Genomic DNA, 24,916 nt, shown 5'->3' with positions numbered 1-24,916 from the left:
GTCATGTCTTTTGCACAATTGATTCAGGATGCTTGGAATGAACAGGCAAAGTGGCTCATTGTGTTTAGACCTTTGTCATGGCTTTATCGTGGCGGATTTTTACTTAATAAAAAACTCTATCAATCAGGTATTAAGCAAAGCTATAAAGCGCCTATTCCAGTCATGGTCATTGGAAATATCACAGTGGGTGGGAGTGGCAAAACTCCCTTGCTCATTCACTTGGTCAGTTATTTAAATAGCTTAAACCTGCGTGTTGGTGTGATCAGTCGTGGCTATGGTGGTCAAGGACCATTTCCGGCTTATGTCGATTTAGACTCGACGGTTGAAATGGTGGGTGATGAACCTAGCTTAATTGTTCAATCTACTGGCGTGCCAATGGCGGTCGGTCCAAACCGCCAGCAAAGCATTGAGTTGCTGCTCTCTAAGCATGAATTGGATTTGATTATCTGCGATGATGGTTTACAGCATTGGGCGCTTCAACGTCAGTTGGAGTGGATCGTGCTGGATAATAACCGTGGTTTAGGCAATGAAAAATTATTACCCGAAGGTTATTTGCGTGAACCGAAAAAGCGTCTTGCCAGTGGAACGGTCATTGAGCATTCAGCAGATCCAAGTTCTCCACTGAATATGCACCTAGAAGCGGCGCAGCCTTATTTGCTCAATAAAGATCTTGTGACGACATTTGATGCAAATAAAGATTTTTATGCCGTAGTGGGTATCGGTTTTCCGCAACGATTTTATAAAACCCTAGAAAACATGGGGATTCATCAATTTCAATGTCATGAATTCCCAGATCATTATGAATATGAACTGAGTGATTTGCAATTTGAAGATGCCAATCCCATCATTACCACTGAAAAAGATGCAGTTAAAATTTTAGCGATCCTCAAAAATAATCCAGATTTTAAAAGAGAAATATGGGTTGTTCCTGTAGATGCAGTGTTGTCACCTGCGTGTTATGAAACTTTGCATGCGCAGTTGAAAAAACTGGGTCTGAAACTTCCCGAAGGCATTTAATTTATGAAACATATTGTTATTCCTGCACGTTTTTCAAGTTCACGTTTACCGGGTAAGCCTTTACTTGAAATTCATGGTCGTCCGATGATTTTACGTGTGGTCGATCAAGCCAAAAAAGTTGCAGGATTCGATGATCTTTGTGTCGCTACAGATGATGAGCGTATTGCAGCAGTGTGTCGTGCAGAAGGGGTTGATGTGATACTGACCTCTGCAGAGCATCCATCAGGGACAGATCGTTTAAGTGAAGTTGCATGCATCAAAGGTTGGGCGAGTGATGACATTATTGTCAATGTGCAAGGTGATGAACCTTTGCTTCCCGCTCAATTGGTAAAACAAGTTGCACAATTACTTGTTGATCAACCGACATGTTCGATGTCGACGCTCTGTGAGCCGATTCATAGTCTAGATGAGTTTCAACGTGACAGTATCGTCAAAGTGGTGATGTCAAAGCACAATCAAGCGCTGTATTTTAGCCGTGCGACTATTCCTTATGACCGTGATGGTGCAAAGCAAGCTGAACAAACCTTGCATGATCAGGCTTATCGTCATTTAGGCCTATATGCATACCGCGTAAAACTCCTACAAGAATATGTCACTTGGGATATGGGTGTGCTGGAAAAATTAGAAAGCCTTGAACAATTACGCGTTTTGGAAAATGGTCACCGTATTGCCATTGCTGTGGCAGAAGCGAACCTTCCACCGGGCGTAGATACTCAAGCTGACCTTGATCGTTTGAACCAAATGGATGTTTCGAACTTCGAATAAGGTTAAACGATTTATGCAAAATGAAATTGTGGCGCAAGTGTACCCTTGGCAGAAAAATACATGGAATACATTAACCAGCCGTTTTCCGCAATTGGGACATGGCGTGCTTTTGTATGGCAAAAAAGGCTGTGGTAAAGAGGCATTTGCAAAACAATTTCTTGCATGGGTGCTGTGTCAAAAACGTGATGAGCGAACTGAGCCGTGTGGTGAGTGCGGGAGTTGCCAGTGGTTAAAGTCAGATACACATCCAAATTTTGTCCATATCAGTACAGATGAAGACAATAAAAAGCAAAACGCCAAAATTAAAATCGAGAAAATTCGTGATTTATTGCCTTTTGTACAGCAAACCGTAGACGGTTGGCGAGTTGTGTTGATTGAGCCTGCTGAAGCATTAAACATTGCATCATCAAATGCATTGCTGAAAACATTGGAAGAGCCGGGCGAGCGGATTGTGATTATGTTATTGGCAGAGCATTATTTGAAATTGCCGGCAACCATTCGCAGTCGAATGCAGCACTATGCATTGGATCGTATTGAACCGGAACAATCACAGCAATATTTACAGCAGCATTTGCCCGATAGTGGTGAAACCCAGCGCAAAGTTCTCATGAACTTAGCTAGTCAAATGCCATTACAAGCGATTTCATTGGCAAGTAGTGAATGGCTAAATATGCGCCAAGAGTTTCTACAAGATTGGCAAAAACTTGTGACACAAAAAAATATGCCGATGGCAATTGCGACCAAGTGGAATAAAGCTCTGAGTTTTAGTGATTTTAGTCAAATGTTTGAATACTTGTTGTCCGATATAATTTGTGTCAAGCTAAATCAATCCATAAAAAATATAGATTTGGATTTTGGGGTGTTGGCAGAGCAATATTCGCTCGAAACACTCTTTGGGATTTATACAGAATTACAGCAGTCTAAGCGGTTCATCGAGCAGAACGTACAGGGGAATCTGGTCGTAGATGAGCTTTGCATCAAACTGATGAATGTTTAATTAAGGGGAAACATCATGCAACCACGTATGGGCGGGATTGTTCACGCTAATATTCCAGATGTGGAAACACTTTTTGCGAGCTACATGCCTTATGTCGTTGGTGGCGGTTTATTTGTGCCATCAAAGCAAGCTGTGAAAATGGGTGATGAGGTTTTCTTATTGGCGACTTTGCCTGAACAAAGTATAAAAATTCCTTTGACAGGAAAAGTGATTTGGATTTCGCAAAAGCAAAATGGCATTAAACCACAAGGCTTTGGAATTCAATTAAGCGGCGAAAAAGGCGTTTATTTCAAAACAGAAGCAGAACGTTTACTTGCAGGGCTTAAATCTGAGGGGCGTAGAAGTTACACTATGTAGTTACAACAGTGAAGACTTGTAGGTACATATTGTGTTTGTAGATACCCATTGCCATTTAACCATGCTTGACTTAAGCCCTTATGAGGGTAATTTAGATCTTGCATTGGATCAGGCTCGTCAAGCCGGGGTCTCAAAATTTATGAGTATCTCGGTTGATCTAGATGACCATATCGAACTTTCAAAAATTGCTTCACGTCATGCCGATGTGGGTTATTCCGTTGGGGTACACCCATGTGAAGATCCTGCAACGATGGCTCGGGCAACAGAAGAATATCTCATTGAATTAGCACAACCTGAAAAGGTTTGGGCGATTGGTGAAACAGGGCTGGATTATTTTCATAGTACAGACTTTATTGCAGAGCAAAAAGAATGCTTTGCCCGCCATATTCACGCATCACAAGCTGTAAAAAAACCAGTGGTTGTTCATACCCGTTCTGCAAAGCATGATACGGTGGATATTATCCGTGCAGAGAAATCTACTCACGGTATTTTGCATTGTTTTACTGAAGATTGGGAAACGGCAAAAGCTGTCTTAGATTGTGGATATTACGTGTCATTTTCAGGCATTGTTTCTTTTAAAAATGGACAAGATTTGCGTGATGTGGCCAAGCAAGTACCACTGGATCGAGTGCTGATTGAAACTGATAGTCCATACCTTGCACCGATGCCCTATAGAGGAAAGTCTAATGAACCAAAATACGTTCCCTATGTAGCCAAAGCCTTAAGTGATGTATATGATAAGTCAATTGAAGAGATGGCTTTCATTACAATGCAAAACTTTGAAAATCTCCTCAATCTTAAGTAAATAATTTGAATTGATATAAGAGTAAGAGAGTATAGGGTGAAGATGGATCGTCAAGCTCAGTTTAGAGCAAGAGAGGCATTAATTTTCCAAGTGGCAGAGCAGCTGCTATTGGAAAATGGCGAAGCAGGGATGACACTAGATGCGCTAGCGGCAGAACTCGACTTGGCAAAAGGGACGTTATATAAACATTTTCAAAGTAAAGATGAACTATATATGTTGCTCATTATTCGTAATGAACGCATGTTATTGGAAATGATTAAAGACACCGACAAAGCTTTTCCTGAACACCTTGCTTTCTTTATGTTGCATCACTTACATCACCCAGAACGTACAGTGTTGTTTCACCAAATTGAAGAGCGTTTATCGACAACGGGTGTGGGTATTCAACACTTGTTTAGTGAACTTTATCAAGTGCGCAAACAGCGCCTACGATTGATCATCCGTATGACTGAGCGTTATTTGGAGTCGATTCAAAGTAGTATGCCAGTACGTGATTATCTTGCTTCAATTTGGTCACTTACACATGGCGCTGCAGCAATTTTGAACTCAAGTTTTTATCAGCGTTATTTGGGTTCAAGAGATACCTTGCGGGTTGCTTATATTGATCAAGCCTTGGCCTTACCAAAACAAGTGCATGTGGTCGCTTAATTCGCTTAAAGGCTGCTTATGAAAATAGCATCACCATCATCGGTTCGTGGCTTCACCCTCGTAGAATTGATGGTGGTGATTGTGATTATGGGTATCATGGCCTCATTGGTGCTTTTGAATATCGGTGGGACAGATCAACGCAAAGCCATGCAAGCACGCGAAGTGTTTGTGATGGATCTGAAAAGAATTTTACGCGATGCAAATGATCAAGCTTTGATATTGGCCTTACAGCAAAACGCTGGAACGGGTGTCAACACGCAAAGCTATGCGGTACAAGAATATTTACCAGAACAAAAACGTGTAGAAAATAGTATTTTAAATCAGAATAATAAATGGCAAAACTATAAAGATTTTGAAACCCGAGTATTGCCTGAAAATGTCTCTTTTACGATTCAGCCTTTAGATCAGCAGTATGCAAATGCCAATAATGATGATTTGTTAAATACCAATGCACCCAAGTTGATTTGGTTGGGCAATGGTGAGGTAAAGCCTGTGCGTATACAGTTTTATTTTGAAGAACGTCCCATTGGTAATGAAATCGAAATCGATCATTTAGGGAAAGTTAATGCGGGCTAAAGGGTTTACGCTACTTGAAGTCATGGTGGCATTGGCGATTTTTGCGACTGCGGCAATGGCTTTGTCTAATGTTGCGATGCAATATACACAGTCGACAGCACACGCAATTTTAAGAAATAAAGCACAATTTGTCGCGTTGAATGAAATCGCTAAGATGGAAATCAATCGTGAATGGATGACGGGTACTGCATCTAAACAAGTCACTGAACAAGGCGAACAATGGCAAATTGACAAAAAAGCCCAAGCCACCATTAGTCCAAATGTACAACGGATTGATATCCAAGTGAGTTTGATGAATGCTGAAACAGGCGATGTTGAAGCAGGGATTAGCAGTTTGGTGTTCTTTAACTATAAGGCTCCGTTGGATGAAAATAATAACTAGAAAAAAACGTACATCTCAAGATATGCCTGTGCTTGTACAGCAAGGAATGAAGAATCAAGCAGGATTTACCTTAGTTGAGCTTTTGGTTGCGATTGCTATTTTCGCAGTGCTGTCTGCTTTGGGTTGGAAGGTTTTTGATTATGTCTCGAAAGTGAAGGAACGAAACGCAACCCATGAGGCAAGGCTTAGTCAGTTGCAAGATGCCCATCAGCAAATTCTCAGAGACACAGTACAAGCTGTGCCCTTAACTGCCAATATTAATGGAGATATTCAACCAGCGTTAGTATTGCAAAATGGCCGATTTAATTTCAGTAAGACAGGTGTCACTGATCCATTAAATCAGGGCATTGCACCTGACGAGCGAGTGGAATATCAATACAAAGCTGATGAAAAAAAATTGTATCGGCTAAAATTTAAAAATCTCAACCAAACGGGGCATGATCAGCCAGATTCGAGTGTTTTACTGGATAATATTGAACAATATAAAATCACGGTACTCAATCCAAATGAGTTGGACAGTTGGCCAGATTCAGCTGCAGATATGAATAATGAAAAAACCATACAACTGTTACCACGCGGCATTAGGATGCAACTCACAGTCGATGGGACAGACTATGAATGGCTATTCAGTTTGTTAAATACTGATTTTTTATTGGATAAAAATAAGAATGGTTAACGGTCAGGTTGTGGGGTCATTTGAAGTTCGGAGTTGCTTATGAAACAGCAACGCGGCATTGCTTTATTAACCATCCTGATGATGGTGGCTTTGGCAACCATTGTTGCAGCAGGCATCGCAAAACAACAAGCCAATACTTCTGAAAATACCGCCTACGTGATGCGCCAAAATCAATCGATGTTATATGCGAAAAGTGCCGAAGCATTTTTTGCCGAACTTCTGGTAAATGATGCTGAAAATGCAGGGCAGGTGGATCATTTACAAGAAAATTGGGCTCAGCCCATGCCTGCTTTTCCAGTGGAAGGTGGAACTGTTGCAGGTGTGCTCCAAGATGAATCTGGCAAATTTAACCTCAATAGTTTGGTTTCAGAGGAGGGTGTGGTAAATGACAAAGCAAAGTTATGGTTTGAAAAAATATTGCAGCGTGTTGGTTTACCCGCAGAATTAAGTCAAGCTGTGATCGATTGGCAAGATGAAGATGATGAGACCTCTGGCCCGATGGGAGCTGAACTGGCGTACTATCGTGGTTTAAATAATGCGGCACTACCGCCAAATGCAAAATTTCATAGTGTGGAAGAGTTGAAATCAGTCCGTGGTTTTGAAGGTGCTCAATATAAACTGATTGCACCCTATGTGAGTAGCTTGCCCTCGCATGAAACAACGGTAAACATTAATACCGCTCCTGCATTTTTGTTGGCAACCATGGATGATCGTTTAGATGTCAATGCAGTCGAACAAGCTTTGCAACAAAAAGCTGCCAAATTTGAACATTTTGAAAATATCAATGATTTATGGGCAATGGAGCCATTTGCACAGGTGAGCACAGAAAATCGAGAAGTTTTAAACTCACAATTGGGTGTGCAGTCGAACTATTTTAAAGCGCAAATTGAAATTATTTTAAATGAAAGAAAGCGTCAATTTACCAGTGAGTTAGTGCGAAAAGATAAAGATGTATATGTGGCTTTTCGCAGTATGGCACCATTTTAGGTCTTAAATATCGCTAAATTTTCATGATGCCTTTTCCCAATTGTGCTGAACAGCAAAATTAATGCCTCTTGTTAGACTTTTGCATTATAATCTCTGAGAACCCATAGATTATTTGATTGCATTACGACATATGTTAATTCGTAAGTTATTTAAGTTTGAAAACGCGCATATCGTGCGTAATTGCACGTCAGACCGCTGCAAACGTTCCATTCATGGACACAGTTATAAAGTCGAACTATTACTCAAAGCGTCGAAACTTGACCATGGACAAATGGTTTACGATTTCGGTTTGCTCAAAGGGGTTATTAAAGACTTATTTGACAGTTTTGATCATGCGATTTGTTTTTGGCAACATGATGATGCCGAGTATATTCGTGCCTGCAAGCAGTTCAGCGCACGTTGGGTTGAACTACCCGTATCGCCTTCAGCAGAACAGTTTTCACGGATCTTCTTTTACTTGGCACAACAAGTTCTAAAATCAACAGAAACTCAAAATGGTGAGGGTGATGTTGAAGTGTATTCTGTGATCGTACATGAGACGGACACAGGTTATGCGCAAAGCTTTTTAGAAGATATCGACAACGCACAAATGGGGCTGTTGCAGTTAGATCAAATCGTCTTTTCCGAACAGGTTCAGTCGGAATGGAACGATTCCCAGATGTATGAAAAATTAAAACAGGGTCAAAAATTTTTAAACCCTGCAGTTGATTTACAAGTTAAAATTTAAGTAAATATTTGGTTTTATTAGGATTGGTTAACAGTGATGTCTTTAACAGAAGAGCAACAAGCAAAACTCGCTAAAGTGCAGCTTGATGCTAGCTGGAAATATGGCCTAAGTGAGTTTTTGCTTAGCCCCCGCATGGATGAGTTAAAAGACTTTCTGCTACAACAAATGAAACAGGATAAAGTGATTTATCCACCGAATCCGCTGATTTTTAATGCCTTAAACACGACGCCTATGGCGAATGTAAAGGTGGTGATTTTAGGCCAAGACCCGTATCATGGGTCAAATCAGGCACATGGCTTGAGTTTTTCGGTACAAAAGGGGGTTGCATTACCACCTTCTTTACGTAATATTTTCCATGAGTTAAATACCGACCTTGGGGTGCCTGTGTCAAAACATGGGGACTTAACACGCTGGGCAGAACAAGGTGTTTTGCTTTTAAATGCGGTACTGACTGTTGAGGCTGGGCAACCAACTTCACATCAAAAACGTGGCTGGGAGGATTTTACAGACCATGTGATTGATGTTTTAAATGAGCAACGTGAGCATATTGTCTTTATTTTATGGGGGGCATATGCACAGCGTAAGGGACAACGCATTGACCAAAATAAGCACTTGGTGCTAAAAGCCGCGCATCCATCTCCTTTGGCTGCAAACCGCGGTGGTTTTTTTGGTTGTAAGGTGTTCTCAAAAAGTAATAATTATCTTAAACAAAATGGCATTGAGCCAATAGACTGGCAGCTGGACGCATGACTTATTCTCCCGTTTCAAAAAATTATCACCCAGATCTGATTGTGGAAGAAGCGAAAAAGGGCTGGCGCATTGTTCGCCTGAATCGCCCAAAATCGCTTCATGCATTAGATGAATCTATCTGTACAGCATTGCTTGAAGTCTTTCAGGACTTTCAACATGATGATGCTGTTAAAGCGATTTGGTTGGATTCCACTACGCCGAAAGCATTTTGTGCAGGTGGCGATGTACGCAAATTGCGACAATTGGTGGTCAATGATGAAGTTGAAACGGCGAATAAATTCTTTGAACAAGAATATGCCCTAGATTTGCTGCTGCATAACTATGCAAAGCCGATTTTGGTTTGGGGCGAAGGTTATGTCATGGGTGGTGGTTTAGGTCTATTTATGGCCGCACCTTTCCGTTTGGTGACACCTTATTCGCGTTTAGCAATGCCTGAAATTAATATCGGTTTGTATCCAGATGTAGGTGCGACGCGTTTCCTAGCTGACCGTGGTGCTATTGGTTTGTTTACGGGATTAACAGGCTCGATTATGACCGCAGCAGGTGCTTATGGTATCGGCTGGGCAACGCATATTTGCGATGCACAGCGTGATAACGTACTTGAAACTGTCATCAATATTGATTGGGATCATTATCCAGCGGGCGATTTCCGTGCCATTGATGACACTTTAAATAGTATGCATCGTCCTGTGGGGCCTGGCCCATTACAAAATTCTTTGGATGTGATTCAAAGTGTGTGCCGTGGGCATAATTTTGAACATGACTATGAATCAATTATTGGTTTAAGCGATGCACGCAGTGATTGGCTACGTCAAGCCAGTGAAAATCTACAAAAAGGTTCACCTGCAACAGCAGCATTAACATGGTTATTGTGGCAGTGGGGCAAGCAAGTGCATTCTTGGAATGAAGTGTTTGAACTGGAAACCCAAATTTCGGATTGGAAAATTCGTCATGCAGACTTTGTGGAAGGTGTGCGCGCCCGTCTAGTCGATAAAGACTTATCTCCAGAATGGAAAAAAGGTACAGATCTTTCCCTCAAAGGAATTCTGGCTGATGAGCCTCCTGTAACCAATATTGACAGTTGGAATGCGCTGTTAAGACAGTATGGTGTAATTTAATTAATTGATGTCTGAACCAAACTTATATAGTGATGAACATTGGATGCAGCTTGCTTTTGAGCAGGCTGCACAAGCTGCCGAATTGCAAGAAATTCCTGTAGGCGCAGTCATTGTGAGTCAAAATCAAGTCATAGGTGCAGGGTTTAATGCGCCGATTTCTCTGAAAGATCCCACCGCACATGCGGAAGTACAAGCTTTGCGTCAAGCTTGTTTAAATATCGATAATTACCGGTTACCTGACGATGCAACCTTATATGTAACTTTGGAACCATGCACAATGTGTGTGGGCGCTTTGGTACATTCAAGAATAAAACGAGTGGTATTTGCGACGACTGAACCTAAAGCAGGTTCTTTGGTCAGTTCGCGTCAATTATTAAATTCAGGCTACTATAATCATATCTTTGAGTTTGAGCATGGTTGCCTACAAGAGCAATGCTCCCAACAATTAAGTGATTTTTTTAAAATGCGTCGTGAACAAAAACGACTGATGAAGTTACAGGAAAAAGCCACTTTGACTGAACTTAATTTAAAAAATCAAGTAAACTCTACTGACAATTAATATTGTCAAATAAAATAGGGTACACCATGAAATCCATTCAAGTAAAAAAAGAATTTAATGCACCGGTCGAGCAAGTTTTTGACTTACTTTCAAAACATTCGACCTACAACGTGGCTTTTGCGCCGATTCAAGTGGTGCGTGTTAAAGATTCAGCAGATCCTGAACGTCCTGATGGTGTAGGTTCTGTACGTCGTATGGGCTTTGGGCCAGTGAAGCCGTTACAAGAGCAAATTACCTTGCTTGAGCCAAACCAACGCATTGAATATAAGATTATTAAAAACCCACTGGTGAAACATCATTTGGGCGTGATTCAATTCGAAGCGATCGATGCCGGGCGTACTTTAGTCACTTATACGATTGAATTACAGGCGCGTGCGCCATTCGTTAGTCAATTAATCCTTGCGCAACTGAAGTCAGCGATTAAAATTGGTTTTTCAAAACTTGCAAAAACCGTATAAACAAAAGTGGAAGAGCAATGACAGTTCAAATCATTACAATTGATGGCCCAAGTGGCTCAGGTAAAGGAACATTGGCAGCAAAAATTGCGGCACATTATCAGTTCCACTTACTCGACTCAGGTGCGTTATATCGTCTGTTGGGATTGTCATTGCATAAGCAAGACTTAATTGATGCATTAGACTCAAAGCTCGATGAATGCGTAAAAATTGCAACAAATTTAGACATACAATTTGTGACAAATGAAGCAGGTGTTTCGGTGCTTTTAGATGGTGAAGATGTCTCAAAAGTTATCCGTACTGAGAGAGTTGGAGAGTTTGCTTCAAAAGTTGCTGCAATTCCTGCACTTAGAACTGCGCTTTTAGAACGTCAGCATGCCTTTGCTCAAGCACCTGGTTTGGTTGCAGACGGCCGTGATATGGCAACTACGATTTTTCCAAATGCTCAAGCCAAGATTTATTTAACGGCTTCTGCTCAGTCCCGTGCGGAGCGCCGTGTAAATCAGTTGCAGGCTATGGGCGTGGATGTTAAAATAAACGACATTTTAGCTAATATCGAAGCGCGTGATAAGCGAGATATGGAACGCGCAGTCGCTCCACTCAAGCCTGCGCCAGATGCTTACTTCATTGATAGTTCAACTTTGAGTATTGATGAAGTATTCACGCTGATGACGAATTACATCGATCAGCAATTAGCAAACTAAAGAATTTTCAGCAGAAGCATAGCTTGATCAGTCTTATACGGACTATGTAGACGCTTAATTAAACCGGCCTTGTCTGATCCAAGACCGCTGACTTTACTAGGTATATCATGACCGAATCTTTTGCAGCCCTCTTTGAAGAAAGCGAATTAAACCTCAACGTTGAAAAGGGTGCTGTCATCCAAGGCGTTGTAGTAAATATCGACTCTGACTGGGTAACAGTTGACACTGGCCTTAAATCAGAAGGTATTGTTGACCGCGCTGAATTCTTAAATGAACAACGTGAACTTGAAGTTCAAGTTGGCGACACTGTTGACGTAGTTGTTGAAGCTCTTGACAACGGTATGGGTCAAACAGTTTTATCACGTGAAAAAGCTAAACGTGCTGAAACTTGGACTAAACTTGAAAAAATCTTTGAAGACGGCGAAATCGTTACTGGTGTTATCTCTGGTAAGGTTAAAGGCGGTTTCACTGTTGACATCGGTCCAGTTCGTGCGTTCCTTCCAGGTTCTTTAGTTGATACTCGTCCTATTCGTGATACTACTCACTTAGAAGGTAAAGAGTTAGAATTTAAAGTAATCAAACTTGATGCTAAACGTAACAACGTTGTTGTATCTCGTCGTGCTGTTATGGAAGCTGAATCTTCAGCTGACCGTGAAGCTCTTCTCGCTCAGCTTGAAGAAGGTCAAACAGTTACTGGTACTATTAAAAATCTTACTGACTACGGCGCGTTCGTTGACCTTGGCGGTATTGATGGTCTTCTTCACATCACTGACATGGCTTGGAAACGTATCAAGCACCCTTCAGAAGTTGTTGAAGTTGGTCAAGAAGTTACTGTTAAAGTACTTAAATTCGACCGCGAACGTAACCGCGTATCTTTAGGCCTTAAACAATTAGGCGAAGATCCATGGTTAGCGATCATGAACCGTTACCCTAAAGGTTCTATCGTTAAAGCTCGTGTAACTAACTTAACTGACTACGGTTGCTTCGCTGAAATCGCTGAAGGCGTTGAAGGCTTAGTACACGTTTCAGAAATGGATCACACTAACAAAAACATCCACCCATCTAAAGTTGTTCAGATCGGTGACGAAGTTGACGTTATGGTTCTTGAAGTTGATGAAGAGCGTCGTCGTATTTCTCTTGGTATCAAACAAACTCGTGCTAACCCATGGGAAGAGTTTGCTAAAGAACACGACAAAGGTGAAAAAGTTTCAGGTACGATCAAGTCAATCACTGACTTCGGTATCTTCATTGGTTTACCAGGCGGTATCGATGGTCTAGTTCACTTGTCTGACATTTCTTGGAACGAACAAGGCGAAGAAGCTATCCGTCGTTACAAGAAAGGTGACACAGTTGAAGCGGTTATCCTTTCAGTAGACGCTGAAGGCAACCGTATCAGCCTTGGCATCAAACAAATGAACAGCGATCCGTTCAACGATTTCTTAGCTGCTAACGAACGCGGTGCGCTTGTTAAAGGTACTGTAACTGCAGTTGACGCTAAAGGCGCTACTGTTAAGTTAGCTGACGAAGTTGAAGCGACTCTTAAAGCATCTGAAATCAACCGCGACCGCGTTGAAGATGCAACTAAGTTCCTTGAAGTTGGTCAAGAGGTTGAAGCTAAAATCATCAACGTAGACCGCAAATCACGTTCTATCAACTTGTCTATCAAAGCGAAAGACGAAGCTGAAGAAAAAGAAGCAGTAGCTAACTTGAACAAGACAGCTACAGCATCTTCAGACAATGGTCCTAAGACTATTGGTGATTTGATCAAAGCTCAAATGAACCACTAAGTAAGTGTTTGAATTGTATTATTAATGTAAATTAGTTAATATATTTTACACAATTACTGTAACGGTAGCGTAGTAAGTGATTATTACGCTACCGTTTTGTATTTAAACAGGTTATTATCAGGAAACTGATCCTAGGTAGCTTGATAATTAAAGAGGTCGCAGATGACTACTGAAGCACTTAATAAGTCTGACTTAATAGAGCGTATTTCTCTTAAAAACCCACACTTAGCTGAACCCTTAGTGGAAGAGGCTGTTAAGATAATGATCGATCAAATGATCGAAGCGTTATCTACAGACAACCGAATTGAAATCCGTGGTTTTGGTAGTTTTGCATTACATCACCGTGAACCACGTGTGGGTCGTAACCCAAAAACAGGTAAATCAGTAGAAGTTGCAGCAAAAGCTGTACCGCACTTTAAACCTGGTAAAGCTTTACGTGATGCGGTAAACGAATCTGCAAACTAATTCAAAACATTGTTAGGGGTGTTTATGCGTTACGTATTGGTCGTAATTTTACTGGTTCTATTTGGATACTCATTGGCTTTGGTTCTGCAAAACGGAACTGAACTTTCAGTCGATTTGTTATTTACACAAGTGCCTGCAATGCGTTTAGGGCTTTTATTGCTATTAACCTTGTCTTTAGGTTTGGTTTTAGGTCTTTTATTGGCAGTGCAAGTATTCCGAGTATTTCAAAATAACTGGGAAATTAAACGTCTACGTAAAGATATTGACCGCCTACGTAAAGAGCAAATTCAAACTGCTCAACTGGCTGCTGCTGAAGCGGCTGCACATACGCGTCATGAAAAGACAGTTTTAGATATTGATGCAAATGAGCGTCCTTCTAACCCGTTGTAATTGGGTTTTTGAAGTAAATTAACTACTTTTATGAGTAGATTTAAATTTTTGTATTTAACACTCCGGTGGATCATCGGGGTGTTTTTTTATGGGCTGAAAAAATAAGCCATATATCTTAAATAAAATAATGAGATAGCTAAATTCAAATTAATCATTTCAATTAACATGAGTTTTATGACTTTCTGATCAAGTTGAATCCATCTATAATGCACTAATTTTGTTAAAATGAAGGGTAAGTCTCTTGAGTATCATCGTTGCACTAGATGCTAAAAGCCAATATGACGCACTTACAATTGCAGAGCAGTTAGATCCTGCATTATGTCGAGTTAAGGTTGGTAAAGAGTTATTTACCCATGAGGGTTCAAGTATCGTTAAAGCATTGCACGATAAAGGTTTTGAAGTATTTCTAGATCTTAAATTCCATGATATTCCAAACACCACAGCACAAGCAGTTTGTGCAGCTGCGGATATGGGGGTGTGGATGGTCAATGTCCATGCATCAGGTGGCCGTAAAATGATGGAAACCTGTGTAGAGCGCCTGAAGGCGGGCAATTACAATACTCAGCTAATTGCTGTTACGGTTTTGACATCAATGGGTCGTGAAGATCTTGCGGAATTAGGCTTAGATGTGGAACCTTTTGAACATGTGAAGCGTCTTGCGACTTTAACGAAAGAAAGTGGTTTGGATGGTGTAGTTTGTTCGGCACAAGAAGCGAAAATGTTACGTGAAACTTTGGGTGCTGACTTTGCATTGGTAACACCGGGTATCCGTCCTAAGGGTTCTGCAGCGGATGATCAAAAACGAATTGTGACACCTAAACAAGCCATGCTTGATGGTTCTACACATTTGGTGATTGGCCGTCCAATTACTAAATCGGATAATATGCGTCAGACTTTAAAAGATATTTTGGCGACTTTGTAAGAATCCCACCCGACCTCCCTTTGAAAAAGGGAGGAGAAAGTCCCTCTTTTTTAAAGAGGGATTTAGGGAGATTAAAATCGTTAAAGCACCGCCAATATACTCACCAATATAGGTGCAAGGACAGAAAGGATAAAGCCGCTGACCATAGCATGTGGAATAAAATCATTACCACAGGCTTGTTTGACCATAGGTAGGGTGACATCCATAGCTGTTGCACCCGCAGATGAAATTGCAGAGCGTGGGTAACGCCAGCCAATAATATACATAAATACAATCGCAAAAATTTCTCTGAATAAATCATTCATCAGCGCGATACTGCCTAGATGCGCATTTTTTAATTCAGTCACGACGATGCCTGTCATCGAATAGAAACCATAACCTTGTGACAGCATAATCAAATCTTTCAGGCTGATTTGTGGCAATAGATAGGCAGCAGCAAAAGCGCCCAAAAGTGAACCGACGATACAGCCGAGTGGAACAAGTAGAATTTTCCAATTTAACCAAGAACGATCGAGCGGTGAGTAGGCGAGATCAAGCCCAATCAGAAACATGAAAACTAAAAGTAGATCCCAAGTACTCATATGTGGCTTAAGATTAAAATGTGCTGCCATTTCGGCAAAAGCATAACCTAAACCTAATGCAATAAAAGCATAGCTAATATTGATGAGTGAGCTTGTTACCAACTGCATGGACACTTTGCCATGACTGGGTTTATAGCCTAAAAGCTTAAACAAAATATAGCAGCAAATAAAAGCACCCATTGAGGTCAATAGTGCAATAAGTACTGATGAAGAGAGGATTTGCAGAGGTGCTGGAATAGTGTGTAATGTTTCAGAAAATTCGATCGCAATCGCAAATAACAAAATATAAGTAAAGTACGGCAGGAGTTTAAAGGCGATTTTTTCAAGCCAAGTGGGTAGGCGACGTGCAAGAATAAAACCAAGCCCTAAACAGGCTAAGAGCTGGAAAATCAACCAGAAAGATTGCATACAAAAATAGGCAGATAATGAATACCTGCCTATTATGACCTGTTATTGCTTAAGCTGCATGACTAGATTTTGTTTTACTGAGGAGTCGAAAATCGGCTGGATTTATTTTTCGAGTAGCCAGCCAATATTTCCATGTATAAGTTGGCCACAGTGCAAAATTTTTACCGCCATTTTGCTGATACCAACTCACGCAGCCTGATTGCCATACCGTACCATCAAGCATGTCTTGTACATGAGTGTTAAATTGATCTTGAACCTGATCTTTAACAGCGATGGCTTGAACATTAGATTTTGAAACCAATTGCATCATTTGTAAGATGTAATCGACTTGTGCCTCAATCATAAATACCACTGAATTATGGGCAAGCACAGTATTGGGGCCTAATAATTGGAACAGATTTGGAAAGCCTTTGGTGCAAATGCCATAAAAGCTTTCTGCGCCAGCCTGCCACACTTGTTTGAGTTCTTGAGCATTTTCACCAATACATTCAAATGATTTTAAATAAATTCTTGGATCGGTAATAAAGCCTGTGCCATAGATCAGACAATCGATTTCACGGGATTTTCCATCTTTGGTAATAATGGCATTTTCAGTGATTTCTTGTATTGCATCACTGACCAATTCCACATTAGGTCGATTAAAGGTTGGAAAGTATTTATTAGAAATTAAAATGCGTTTACAACCCATGATGTAGTTTGGCGTTAGTTTCTTGGCAAGTTCAGCATCTTTCACTTGATACTTAATATACAGTTCTGCCAGTTTTTGCGCATACTTCATGGTGGTCGGCTTAACAATTGGCACGACACGTGATTCGTTGGTCCAATACAGGCGAGCACGGTGAATTTTTCGAAACCAATCATATTTTTTAAATAGTAATTTTTCTAAACCATGATAACTACGCTCATCTCGTGGAATGACCCAAGCCGCGGTACGCTGAAAAACATACAGTTGCTTTGTTTGTGGTGCGATTTCAGGAATGTATTGGATGGCACTGCCGCCTGTACCAATCGATGCGACCTTTTTACCTGCTAATGAATATTGATGATCCCATTGAGAAGAATGGAACACTTTACCCTTAAATTTTTCAATGCCTTGAATATGTGGAATTTGTGGGACATGTAAAGGGCCTGATGCAAAAATCACATATTGAGCGGTAATTTTAAAGCCATCTTTGAGTTCTAAATGCCAGTCACAGGTTGATTCATTGTATTGGCTTGAAAGCACTTCACTGTTAAAGCGACAGAATTGTTTTAAATTATATTCACGGGTAACGTGTTGGATATAGTCATATATTTCCGGCGCTTCAGCATAACGTTTTGACCAATCTGTTTTGGGTGCAAAAGAAAGCGAATACATATGTGATTGCACATCACACGCAGCGCCAGGGTAGCGGTTTTCACGCCAGGTTCCACCAAAATCATTGGCTTTTTCGAGGATCAGAAAATCTTGATTGCCTTGTTGTAAAAGTCGTATCGCCATAGCAATACCACCAAAACCACCGCCAATGATGGCGATTTGTGTATGTATTTCAGAATTGGCTTTTGGGGTTTGCACTGTTTTTGTTTGCGCTTCCTGCATCATTTTTTTAATTCCAAGCGAGATTACAAGCTAAGCATACTTGAGTTCATGATCAGAACAATATGATTGAGATGACAGAAAAATTGATCGAAACGGCAATGTTCATAATTGCAAATTTGTAGTAAAAAAGAAGAAATTTAATGTCATTTTACGATTTATGAAACGATCCATTCTAAGCCTGATGTATCTTGTACAAGGAATGCGTAAAGCAGGCGTAGATGTCGATCAACGTTTGCAAACTATCGGGCTGCGTGTCGATGCACTCGATCCTACTTCGGTGATTCATCCGAGTTTGGAGTGGGATGTACTGAAAGTCATTGGTAAAGATGTAGAACCTGAGCAAGGGTTATTTATTGGTCAGCATTATACGTTGGCGGGTTATGGTCCGTTGCTGATGTTATTGGTTACTAGTGATACTTTACGCCAAGCTTTAAATCAGGGGATTCGCTTTCAACAGTTGACGCATCTAACTGGGCGTTTAAGTTTGCAAATCAGTCAACATAAAGTGGCTTTATGCTATCAACCGCAAGATGTGTATGCGCCACTGGGTGCATTATTAGCACAGTCAGAGATTTCAGGAACGTATAAATTCATCCGTGATCTGTACAAAATGATGGGGCTATCTACGCCACAAGTTCAAATTGATTTGCCGTTTGCTGAACCCAAAGATCCCGAAAAATTAAAAATGTTCACCGATTATTATGGCTCTCAAGTTCGTTTTGGCGCGCCATTTGCGGCATTTTGGTTTGATGAGGATGTTCTAGATATTCGTATTCCATCCGCTGATATTATTACGTTTCGATTGTATGAGTCGAAGTGTATTGCGGAGTTAGAACGTTTAAGCGCCGATGAAGATGCGCCATCATTGGTTCAACGGGTACAAGATTATTTGGAATTACAAAGTGGTGCGATGCCAAGTATGGCAGCAACTGCTCAAGCATTGAACTTGCCGGAAAGAACTTTACGTCATCAATTGCAACAGTTAAATACCAGTTATAAGCAAATTCGTGAAGATATTATTAAAGATAAAGCACTCCGTATGATTGAATATAATGAATATTCAATTGAAATGATTGCAGAATTGCTGGGTTATTCAGAACCTGCGGCGTTTAATCATGCGTTTAAACGTTGGTTTGGGCATAGTCCGAGACAATATAATAAATAGCCAATGCGCTTTACTGCCAAAGTGTTATATCTTCGAGTTTATTCTTCGTTATAATTCATTTAGCCCAAAAAAGTATTTAATGATATGTCAGATTTTCAGTCACCACACAACACCGCATTTACTCCGATTTCACCGGCTGAGCGTTATGCTCAAGCCTTAGCATCTGGTCAGTTTTTACCAGATCAGGAACAGGCGCAAGCGGTGCATGAGTTGGATCGAGTTTGGCAAGAATTAATCCAACGTTTTAAGGCTTCTAAAAAAGCGTTTCGTCGTTTCCGTCGTCAAACTGCACCTAAAGGGGTGTATATGTGGGGCGGTGTAGGACGTGGTAAAACTTGGCTGATGGATCAGTTTTATGATTCTGTGCCATTTCGACGTAAAACACGTATGCATTTCCATCACTTTATGCAGTACGTACACCGTGAATTAAATAAGCTTTCAGGTCAGCGTAATCCACTCGACCTTGTTGCCGACCAAATTTATAAAGAAGCGGTCGTGATCTGCTTTGATGAATTCTTTGTATCCAATGTCACGGATGCGATGATTTTGAGTGATCTATTCCAAAAATTATTTACGCGTGGGATCACCCTTGTTGCAACATCTAACATCGCACCAGATGGTTTGTATAAAAACGGGATCCACCGTGACCGTTTTATCCCAACCATCGAAATGGTAAAAAAGAACTGTGTGATTTTAAATGTAGACTCAGGCGTAGACTATCGTTTACGTGTATTGAAACAAGCGCAGTTGTTTAAGTCGCCTTTAACACATGAACATAAGTTGTGGATGGCACAGCGTTTTACAGCATTAACGCAAACCCAAACGGTTTCACAAGAGCCAATTATTATTAATCAGCGTATTGTAGAAACCATTGGTCATACGGAAGATGTGCTGTGGTGTGAATATTCTGAGCTTTGCCTAAAACCACGTAGTCCAGCGGACTTTATTGAAATTGCCAATATTTATAATACAGTCTTGGTAAGTAATGTGCCGCACATGACGGATTATTTGTCTGAAGGGACACGTCGTTTTATCTATTTGGTCGATGAATTTTATGACCGTGGTGTGAAGTTGTTGCTTACTTCAGAAGATACGATTATTGAATTATATCAAGGTGAAAAATTGGCATTTGAAATTGAGCGTACACGTTCGCGCTTATTGGAAATGCAATCTGATGATTATCTACATACCTCTCACCGTCAAATCAATGCACCAGAATCTACGGCAGAAAATTAAGCGTTTCTGTTGGAATGAAAAAAGAACGTCTTGATGGCGTTCTTTTTTTTGATTTTTAGTTTTAGATTACATGCGTAGATAAGAAAAAGTATAGATCGAACAATCGACTTTAAAAGCGAGGTCGGAAGATAAAAGCATCATTTAATAAGAAGAAGGGTTGTTTAATAATTCATCGATAAAAGCGTTAAATTTAAACTGATTGGTTGAAGTTGTAGCATCGACAACGGCAGCAATTCATGGCTTAATCGAGTGAGTTTGTTTGACGCTTGGGTCTGTTTGTTCAGTTTTAGAACAAAATTCTGCACTTAAGTCTAATTTCGACATTTCAAAAACTTTATACACTGTAAAAAGGTATTCAGGCTGATGATGACGTCGTATTTCTGATCTTTATTATGTTGAATGATGAGGGTATTTCATTACATAGAAAATGATCATTATTTAGGAATGTGATAGTACTATTCAGCAAAGTATAAATGGGTATACTAGAATCTCTTGTTATAAAAAATAGCAATATCAGGAAAGACAATGACTGCACGTATTCAAAAAGGCAAGTTAGCGATTGCTAAAGAACTTTACGATTTCATCGAAAATGAAGCACTACCGGGTTCAGGTTTAGACAGTGAAACTTACTGGAAAAACTTTGAACAAGTCGTTGTCGATCTTAGCCCAAAGAACAAAGCACTATTGGCTAAGCGTGACGACATTCAAGCTAAAATTGATGAATGGCACCGCAACAACAAATTTGAACTCGAAGCTTACAAAGCTTTCCTTACTGAAATTGGCTACTTATTACCAGAAGTAGAAGATTTCCAAATCAGCACAGAAAATGTAGACGAAGAAATCGCATTATTGGCTGGTGCGCAATTGGTAGTACCTGTGCGTAATGCACGTTACTGCTTAAACGCTGCGAACGCACGTTGGGGTTCACTCTACGATGCGCTTTACGGTTTTGACGTGATCTCTGAAGAAGGCGGCGCGGAAAAAGGTAAGGGCTATAACCCAGCTCGTGGCGCAAAAGTTATCGAATTTGCTAAAAACTTCTTAAATGAAACTTTCCCGCTAGCTAATGGTTCGCATGCAGATGCAACTAAATATGCGGTAGAAGGCAAAAAGTTAGTTGTAAGCCTAAAAGATGGCTCAACTGCAACTTTAGCGAAAGAAGCTCAGTTTGTTGGTTTTAATGGTGACGAAGCTGCACCAACTGAAATCGTGCTTTTAAACAATGGTTTACATGTAATCATTGAAGTTGATGCGACGAGCCCAATTGGTTCAACAGATGCTGCTGGCGTTAAAGACTTAGTTCTTGAAGCTGCGGTAACCACAATTCAAGACTTAGAAGACTCAATTGCAGCAGTTGATGCTGAAGAGAAAGTTGAAGGCTACCGTAACTGGTTAGGCTTAATGAAAGGTACACTTTCTGAGTCAATCGAGAAAAATGGTAAGACCATCACGCGTACATTAAATAAAGATCGTACGCACAAAAATTTAATCGGTGGTGAAACTACGCTTCACGGTCGTTCATTGATGTTGCTTCGTAACGTAGGTCATTTGATGACAAACCCTGCGATCCTTGTAGATGGTGCTGAAATCTACGAAGGCATCATGGATGCATTGATCACACCGTTATTGACCTTTGCAGACATCAAAGGTGAAAACGAAAACAAGAACTCTCGTAAAGGTTCTATGTATATCGTTAAGCCAAAAATGCACGGTCCAGAAGAAGTTGCATTTGCAGTTGAATTATTTGAGCGTGCTGAACAAGCGCTTGGTCTACCTGCGAAGACTTTGAAAATCGGTATCATGGACGAAGAACGTCGTACTTCTGTGAACTTGAAAAACTGTATCGCGCAAGCGAAAGATCGTACGATCTTTATTAATACAGGTTTCATGGACCGTACGGGTGATGAAATCCATACTTTCATGGAAGCAGGTCCATTCGTTCGTAAAGGCGAAGTGAAGTCTCAAATCTGGTTCCCTGCATATGAAAACCGTAACGTGATGATCGGTCTTCAAGCCGGCTTACGTGGTAAAGCGCAAATCGGTAAAGGCATGTGGCCAAAACCAGATATGTTGCTTGATATGTATAAAACGAAAATTGAGCATCCAGAAGCTGGCGCAAGCTGTGCATGGGTTCCGTCTCCATCTGGCGCTGTTATTCACGCGATTCACTACCATCAGTGCAATGTTTCTGAGCGTCAAAAAGAGTTGTTGAATACTCAACCGCTATCTCTAGATGACTTGTTAACGCCGCCTTTAGCGACAGATACAAACTGGTCTGAAGAAGAGAAAACCAAAGAACTCGAAAATAACCTTCAAGGTATCTTGGGTTATGTGGTTCGTTGGGTTGATTTGGGTGTAGGTTGTTCAAAAGTTCTAGACATCAACAATGTTGGTTTGATGGAAGACCGTGCAACTTTACGTATTTCTTCTCAACACGTTGCGAACTGGTTACGTCACGGTATCGTAACTGCTGAGCAGGTTGAAGAAGTATTTAAGCGCATGGCGAAAGTTGTGGATGAGCAAAATGCCAACGATCCACTTTACACGCCAATGGCACCAAGCTTTGATGGTTATGCATACAAAGCTGCTTATGACTTAGTATTCAAAGGTGGCGAGCAGCCTTCTGGTTATACAGAGCCGCTTCTTCATGCTTACCGTTTAAAATTAAAAGGTTATACAGGTGACTAATCTGTAAATCAAAAAAAGCCTCTTCGGAGGCTTTTTTTATTACTTTAGAAAGTTAGAATGTCGACATAAAAAATGAAAAGGAAACGCCATGTATTTATGGAATGTAAATCGGTTGGTGGATGATATAAGACTGAATAAAGTCTCAGAAACCCATTATAAAAACTACTATATTGCCAGCTCAATATTGATTTTCTTTAGCTACTTAGCACTGACGTTAACCCCAGAATCCAAACCTACAGAAGCTTGGGCTTCGTTTGTTTTACAAGTTGGTCTGCTGATTAGCTGGGTGAATGCCATATTTAAAGCCAATGGCGGCGAGCAAGGCCGAGATTTTTTAAAGCGCTTTATTGCATTGTATCTGCCGGTGACGATTCAGAGTTTAGTCCTCTTTATCTTGATCGCTGTGGTTGTCGAAGGGCTGTTACCTATGTTGACCCTAAACATGGAAGAGGCTGCACTTGAGCAACTCACCACAGTTAAAGACCTGAGTTTTGAAGTCATCATTAGCTGTTATATTTATTGGCGGATCTATAAAGCCATGCAGCAGATTAATCATCCTGTTTAAGTTGTAGCGCTGTACAATAAATTATTGATAAAGTTTCTTCCTGTTTTTCTCATAGCTTTTCGATGCTGAAGCCTTTACATTGGGATGAATGATAAGATGGGATGGAAACGATGTCAGCTTATACCGCATTAGATTTGCAATATATTGGTGGGCAGTGGCGGGCAGGGACGTCAACGCGCCACATCAAGAATATCAATCCCTTTAGCCAAGCAGAAATTTTTGAATTGCGGGCTGCAAGCAGTGTCGATGTAGACAGTGCTTATAGTGCTGCAGAAGCTGCCTTTAAATCAGAAATAACCAAGTCCATTGAAGTACGTCAGCAAGTCATCACTAAATTAACTCATACCATTCAGCAACGAAGAGAAGAAATTATTCAATGGCTGATTGATGAATCTGGTAGTACACGTTTAAAAGCCAATATTGAAGTTGATGCAGCGGTTGGCATTATCCAAGAATCGCTGAGTTTTCCTAAAAAAATGCAAACCGTGGAGCTAGAGAGTAAAGACCCGAGTCGAAAGAGTTTTGTATTGCGCAAACCTTTGGGTGTCATTGCGGTGATTAGCCCGTGGAATTTTCCATTTCATTTATCGATGCGTTCTGTGGTGACTGCGATTGCCTGCGGTAATAGTGTGGTGTTGAAGCCTGCAAGTGACACGCCAGTGACAGGTGGAACGTTGCTCGGAAAATTATTTGAAGAAGCGGGCTTGCCGCATGGCGTGTTAAATGTCGTTGCAGGTAGTGGCAGTGAAATTGGCGACTATTTTGTAGAGCATCCTGTGCCTAAAATGATTTCATTTACAGGTTCAACTGAAGTGGGTCAGCAGGTCGGGGTGAAAGCACTAGGAAGTTCACGGATTAAGCGTTTAGCGCTAGAACTTGGCGGTAATGCGCCTTTAGTGATTTTAGATGATGCCGATTTAGATTTAGCCGTTGAACTGACCGTGATGGGGCGTTTTTTGCATCAAGGACAAATCTGCATGAGTACCAATCGAGTGATTGTGGATGAATCCTTGCACGATGCTTATGTTGAAAAATTGATTCAGCGGGTAAAAAGTATTGTGGTCGGTGATCCAAATGCTACTGAAACCCTCATAGGGCCTATCATCAACAAGGCGCAGGTTGATAAATTAAAAACCATTATTCAAAATGCTATTCAGCAAGATGCAATTTTAGCCTATGCAGGCGGCATTGAAGGTCAATTGGTTGCACCGCATATTTTTACCCATGTGGATGCACACGCTGATATTGCATTGGAAGAAAGCTTTGGGCCAATCTTGCCGATTTTAAAAGCGCGAGATGAAGCACATGTACTAGAATTGGCGAATTCAACCCGATTTGGTTTATCGAGTGCGGTATGTACGTCAAACTTAGCGCGCGGCGGAGAGTTTGCTGCCAAACTAGATATAGGCATGACGCATATCAATGGCATCAGTGTGGCGGATCATTCTAATGCACCCTTTGGTGGTGAACGTAATTCAGGGCTTGGTCGTTTTAATGGTGAGTGGATATTTGAGGAATTCACCCGCACCCATTGGCAAACGTTCCCTGCTTAAAATACTCAAAGTGAAGTCTGTTTAATCTTGTGTAATAGACTTCACTGCAGGTTC

General features: G+C 40.8%; 27 protein-coding genes. 25 read left to right on the top strand and 2 right to left on the bottom strand.

What is annotated here, in order from left to right; translation table 11 throughout:
• The first annotated feature begins 3 nt into the window (after nucleotides 1-3).
• From lpxK to pyrF, 20 genes are all read left to right on the top strand, one after another.
• Nucleotides 4-1,017, top strand: coding sequence for a tetraacyldisaccharide 4'-kinase (gene lpxK, locus AC4CU0_RS09485; protein WP_490743018.1), 1,014 nt, complete (start codon nucleotides 4-6; stop codon nucleotides 1,015-1,017).
• Between the two features lie 3 nt (nucleotides 1,018-1,020).
• On the top strand, nucleotides 1,021-1,782 hold the full coding sequence (gene kdsB / locus AC4CU0_RS09480) for a 3-deoxy-manno-octulosonate cytidylyltransferase (RefSeq protein WP_490743017.1): 762 nt from the start codon (nucleotides 1,021-1,023) through the stop codon (nucleotides 1,780-1,782).
• Nucleotides 1,783-1,795: 13 nt separating this feature from the next.
• Nucleotides 1,796-2,779: a DNA polymerase III delta subunit-related protein gene (locus AC4CU0_RS09475; protein ID WP_180170781.1), complete on the top strand. Its 984-nt coding sequence runs from the start codon at nucleotides 1,796-1,798 to the stop codon at nucleotides 2,777-2,779.
• Nucleotides 2,780-2,794: 15 nt separating this feature from the next.
• A complete protein-coding gene (locus AC4CU0_RS09470) occupies nucleotides 2,795-3,136 on the top strand; it encodes a PilZ domain-containing protein (RefSeq protein WP_111885061.1) in 342 nt (113 codons plus the stop codon).
• 31 nt (nucleotides 3,137-3,167) lie between these two features.
• Complete coding sequence (locus tag AC4CU0_RS09465) at nucleotides 3,168-3,941, top strand: TatD family hydrolase (RefSeq protein ID WP_490743016.1); 774 nt, start codon at nucleotides 3,168-3,170, stop codon at nucleotides 3,939-3,941.
• Between the two features lie 42 nt (nucleotides 3,942-3,983).
• A complete protein-coding gene (locus tag AC4CU0_RS09460; RefSeq protein ID WP_490743015.1) occupies nucleotides 3,984-4,589 on the top strand; it encodes a TetR/AcrR family transcriptional regulator in 606 nt (201 codons plus the stop codon).
• Nucleotides 4,590-4,607: 18 nt separating this feature from the next.
• Nucleotides 4,608-5,165 (top strand): prepilin-type N-terminal cleavage/methylation domain-containing protein, encoded by a 558-nt coding sequence (locus tag AC4CU0_RS09455; RefSeq protein ID WP_490743014.1) that lies wholly within the window; start codon nucleotides 4,608-4,610, stop codon nucleotides 5,163-5,165.
• A complete protein-coding gene (gspI, locus tag AC4CU0_RS09450) occupies nucleotides 5,155-5,547 on the top strand; it encodes a type II secretion system minor pseudopilin GspI (protein WP_078188947.1) in 393 nt (130 codons plus the stop codon). Before AC4CU0_RS09455 ends, gspI begins: the two co-directional genes overlap by 11 nt.
• 46 nt (nucleotides 5,548-5,593) lie before the next feature.
• Nucleotides 5,594-6,223, top strand: a complete 630-nt coding sequence (gene gspJ / locus AC4CU0_RS09445; RefSeq protein WP_180003180.1) for a type II secretion system minor pseudopilin GspJ — start codon at nucleotides 5,594-5,596, stop codon at nucleotides 6,221-6,223.
• A gap of 39 nt (nucleotides 6,224-6,262) precedes the next feature.
• On the top strand, nucleotides 6,263-7,210 hold the full coding sequence (gene gspK, locus AC4CU0_RS09440) for a type II secretion system minor pseudopilin GspK (protein ID WP_078193662.1): 948 nt from the start codon (nucleotides 6,263-6,265) through the stop codon (nucleotides 7,208-7,210).
• A 130-nt stretch (nucleotides 7,211-7,340) separates the two neighbouring features.
• Nucleotides 7,341-7,937, top strand: coding sequence for a 6-pyruvoyl trahydropterin synthase family protein (locus AC4CU0_RS09435; protein WP_168378899.1), 597 nt, complete (start codon nucleotides 7,341-7,343; stop codon nucleotides 7,935-7,937).
• 36 nt (nucleotides 7,938-7,973) lie between these two features.
• A complete protein-coding gene (gene ung, locus AC4CU0_RS09430) occupies nucleotides 7,974-8,687 on the top strand; it encodes a uracil-DNA glycosylase (protein WP_490743013.1) in 714 nt (237 codons plus the stop codon).
• Nucleotides 8,684-9,805 carry an enoyl-CoA hydratase/isomerase family protein gene (locus tag AC4CU0_RS09425; protein WP_078188941.1) on the top strand — a complete coding sequence of 374 codons (1,122 nt, stop codon included), beginning with the start codon at nucleotides 8,684-8,686 and terminating at the stop codon, nucleotides 9,803-9,805. The genes ung and AC4CU0_RS09425 overlap by 4 nt, the downstream gene beginning before the upstream one ends.
• 7 nt (nucleotides 9,806-9,812) lie before the next feature.
• Nucleotides 9,813-10,364 (top strand): tRNA adenosine(34) deaminase TadA, encoded by a 552-nt coding sequence (gene tadA / locus AC4CU0_RS09420; protein ID WP_078188939.1) that lies wholly within the window; start codon nucleotides 9,813-9,815, stop codon nucleotides 10,362-10,364.
• A 26-nt stretch (nucleotides 10,365-10,390) separates the two neighbouring features.
• Nucleotides 10,391-10,822 carry an SRPBCC family protein gene (locus AC4CU0_RS09415; protein WP_249706655.1) on the top strand — a complete coding sequence of 144 codons (432 nt, stop codon included), beginning with the start codon at nucleotides 10,391-10,393 and terminating at the stop codon, nucleotides 10,820-10,822.
• Nucleotides 10,823-10,839: 17 nt separating this feature from the next.
• Nucleotides 10,840-11,523: a (d)CMP kinase gene (cmk, locus tag AC4CU0_RS09410; RefSeq protein WP_078193656.1), complete on the top strand. Its 684-nt coding sequence runs from the start codon at nucleotides 10,840-10,842 to the stop codon at nucleotides 11,521-11,523.
• A gap of 107 nt (nucleotides 11,524-11,630) precedes the next feature.
• Nucleotides 11,631-13,310: a 30S ribosomal protein S1 gene (rpsA, locus tag AC4CU0_RS09405; RefSeq protein ID WP_168378903.1), complete on the top strand. Its 1,680-nt coding sequence runs from the start codon at nucleotides 11,631-11,633 to the stop codon at nucleotides 13,308-13,310.
• A 162-nt stretch (nucleotides 13,311-13,472) separates the two neighbouring features.
• Entirely contained in the window at nucleotides 13,473-13,775 is a 303-nt protein-coding gene (locus AC4CU0_RS09400; RefSeq protein WP_067767464.1) for an integration host factor subunit beta, read from the top strand.
• A gap of 24 nt (nucleotides 13,776-13,799) precedes the next feature.
• Nucleotides 13,800-14,165, top strand: coding sequence for a lipopolysaccharide assembly protein LapA domain-containing protein (locus tag AC4CU0_RS09395; RefSeq protein ID WP_078188931.1), 366 nt, complete (start codon nucleotides 13,800-13,802; stop codon nucleotides 14,163-14,165).
• A 241-nt stretch (nucleotides 14,166-14,406) separates the two neighbouring features.
• Nucleotides 14,407-15,087 carry an orotidine-5'-phosphate decarboxylase gene (pyrF, locus tag AC4CU0_RS09390; protein ID WP_180171544.1) on the top strand — a complete coding sequence of 227 codons (681 nt, stop codon included), beginning with the start codon at nucleotides 14,407-14,409 and terminating at the stop codon, nucleotides 15,085-15,087.
• An 80-nt stretch (nucleotides 15,088-15,167) separates the two neighbouring features.
• Here pyrF and AC4CU0_RS09385 read toward each other — a convergent pair whose 3' ends face one another.
• Together AC4CU0_RS09385 and AC4CU0_RS09380 are read right to left on the bottom strand one after the other, a co-directional pair.
• Complete coding sequence (locus AC4CU0_RS09385) at nucleotides 15,168-16,076, bottom strand: LysO family transporter (protein WP_180102906.1); 909 nt, start codon at nucleotides 16,074-16,076, stop codon at nucleotides 15,168-15,170.
• A gap of 49 nt (nucleotides 16,077-16,125) precedes the next feature.
• Complete coding sequence (locus tag AC4CU0_RS09380; RefSeq protein ID WP_490743492.1) at nucleotides 16,126-17,655, bottom strand: flavin-containing monooxygenase; 1,530 nt, start codon at nucleotides 17,653-17,655, stop codon at nucleotides 16,126-16,128.
• A gap of 157 nt (nucleotides 17,656-17,812) precedes the next feature.
• Here AC4CU0_RS09380 and AC4CU0_RS09375 point away from each other — a divergent pair, with 157 nt between their 5' ends.
• The 5 genes from AC4CU0_RS09375 to AC4CU0_RS09355 all read left to right on the top strand — a co-directional run bounded on the left by AC4CU0_RS09375 (nucleotide 17,813) and on the right by AC4CU0_RS09355 (nucleotide 24,862).
• On the top strand, nucleotides 17,813-18,820 hold the full coding sequence (locus AC4CU0_RS09375) for an AraC family transcriptional regulator (protein WP_111885051.1): 1,008 nt from the start codon (nucleotides 17,813-17,815) through the stop codon (nucleotides 18,818-18,820).
• An 84-nt stretch (nucleotides 18,821-18,904) separates the two neighbouring features.
• The gene (gene zapE / locus AC4CU0_RS09370) at nucleotides 18,905-20,056 is read left to right on the top strand and encodes a cell division protein ZapE (protein ID WP_111885050.1); all 1,152 of its coding nucleotides are present in this window, start codon (nucleotides 18,905-18,907) and stop codon (nucleotides 20,054-20,056) included.
• 525 nt (nucleotides 20,057-20,581) lie between these two features.
• Nucleotides 20,582-22,744 carry a malate synthase G gene (locus AC4CU0_RS09365; RefSeq protein WP_490743012.1) on the top strand — a complete coding sequence of 721 codons (2,163 nt, stop codon included), beginning with the start codon at nucleotides 20,582-20,584 and terminating at the stop codon, nucleotides 22,742-22,744.
• Nucleotides 22,745-22,832: 88 nt separating this feature from the next.
• Entirely contained in the window at nucleotides 22,833-23,309 is a 477-nt protein-coding gene (locus tag AC4CU0_RS09360) for a hypothetical protein (RefSeq protein WP_490743011.1), read from the top strand.
• A gap of 110 nt (nucleotides 23,310-23,419) precedes the next feature.
• Nucleotides 23,420-24,862, top strand: a complete 1,443-nt coding sequence (locus AC4CU0_RS09355; protein ID WP_490743491.1) for an aldehyde dehydrogenase family protein — start codon at nucleotides 23,420-23,422, stop codon at nucleotides 24,860-24,862.
• The last annotated feature ends 54 nt before the right edge of the window (nucleotides 24,863-24,916 follow it).

It is taken from the genome of Acinetobacter sp. LipI_15, from assembly GCF_058242865.1.
Note: the sequence above shows the minus strand (reverse complement) of the source record. Positions and strands in the feature narration are given on the sequence as shown.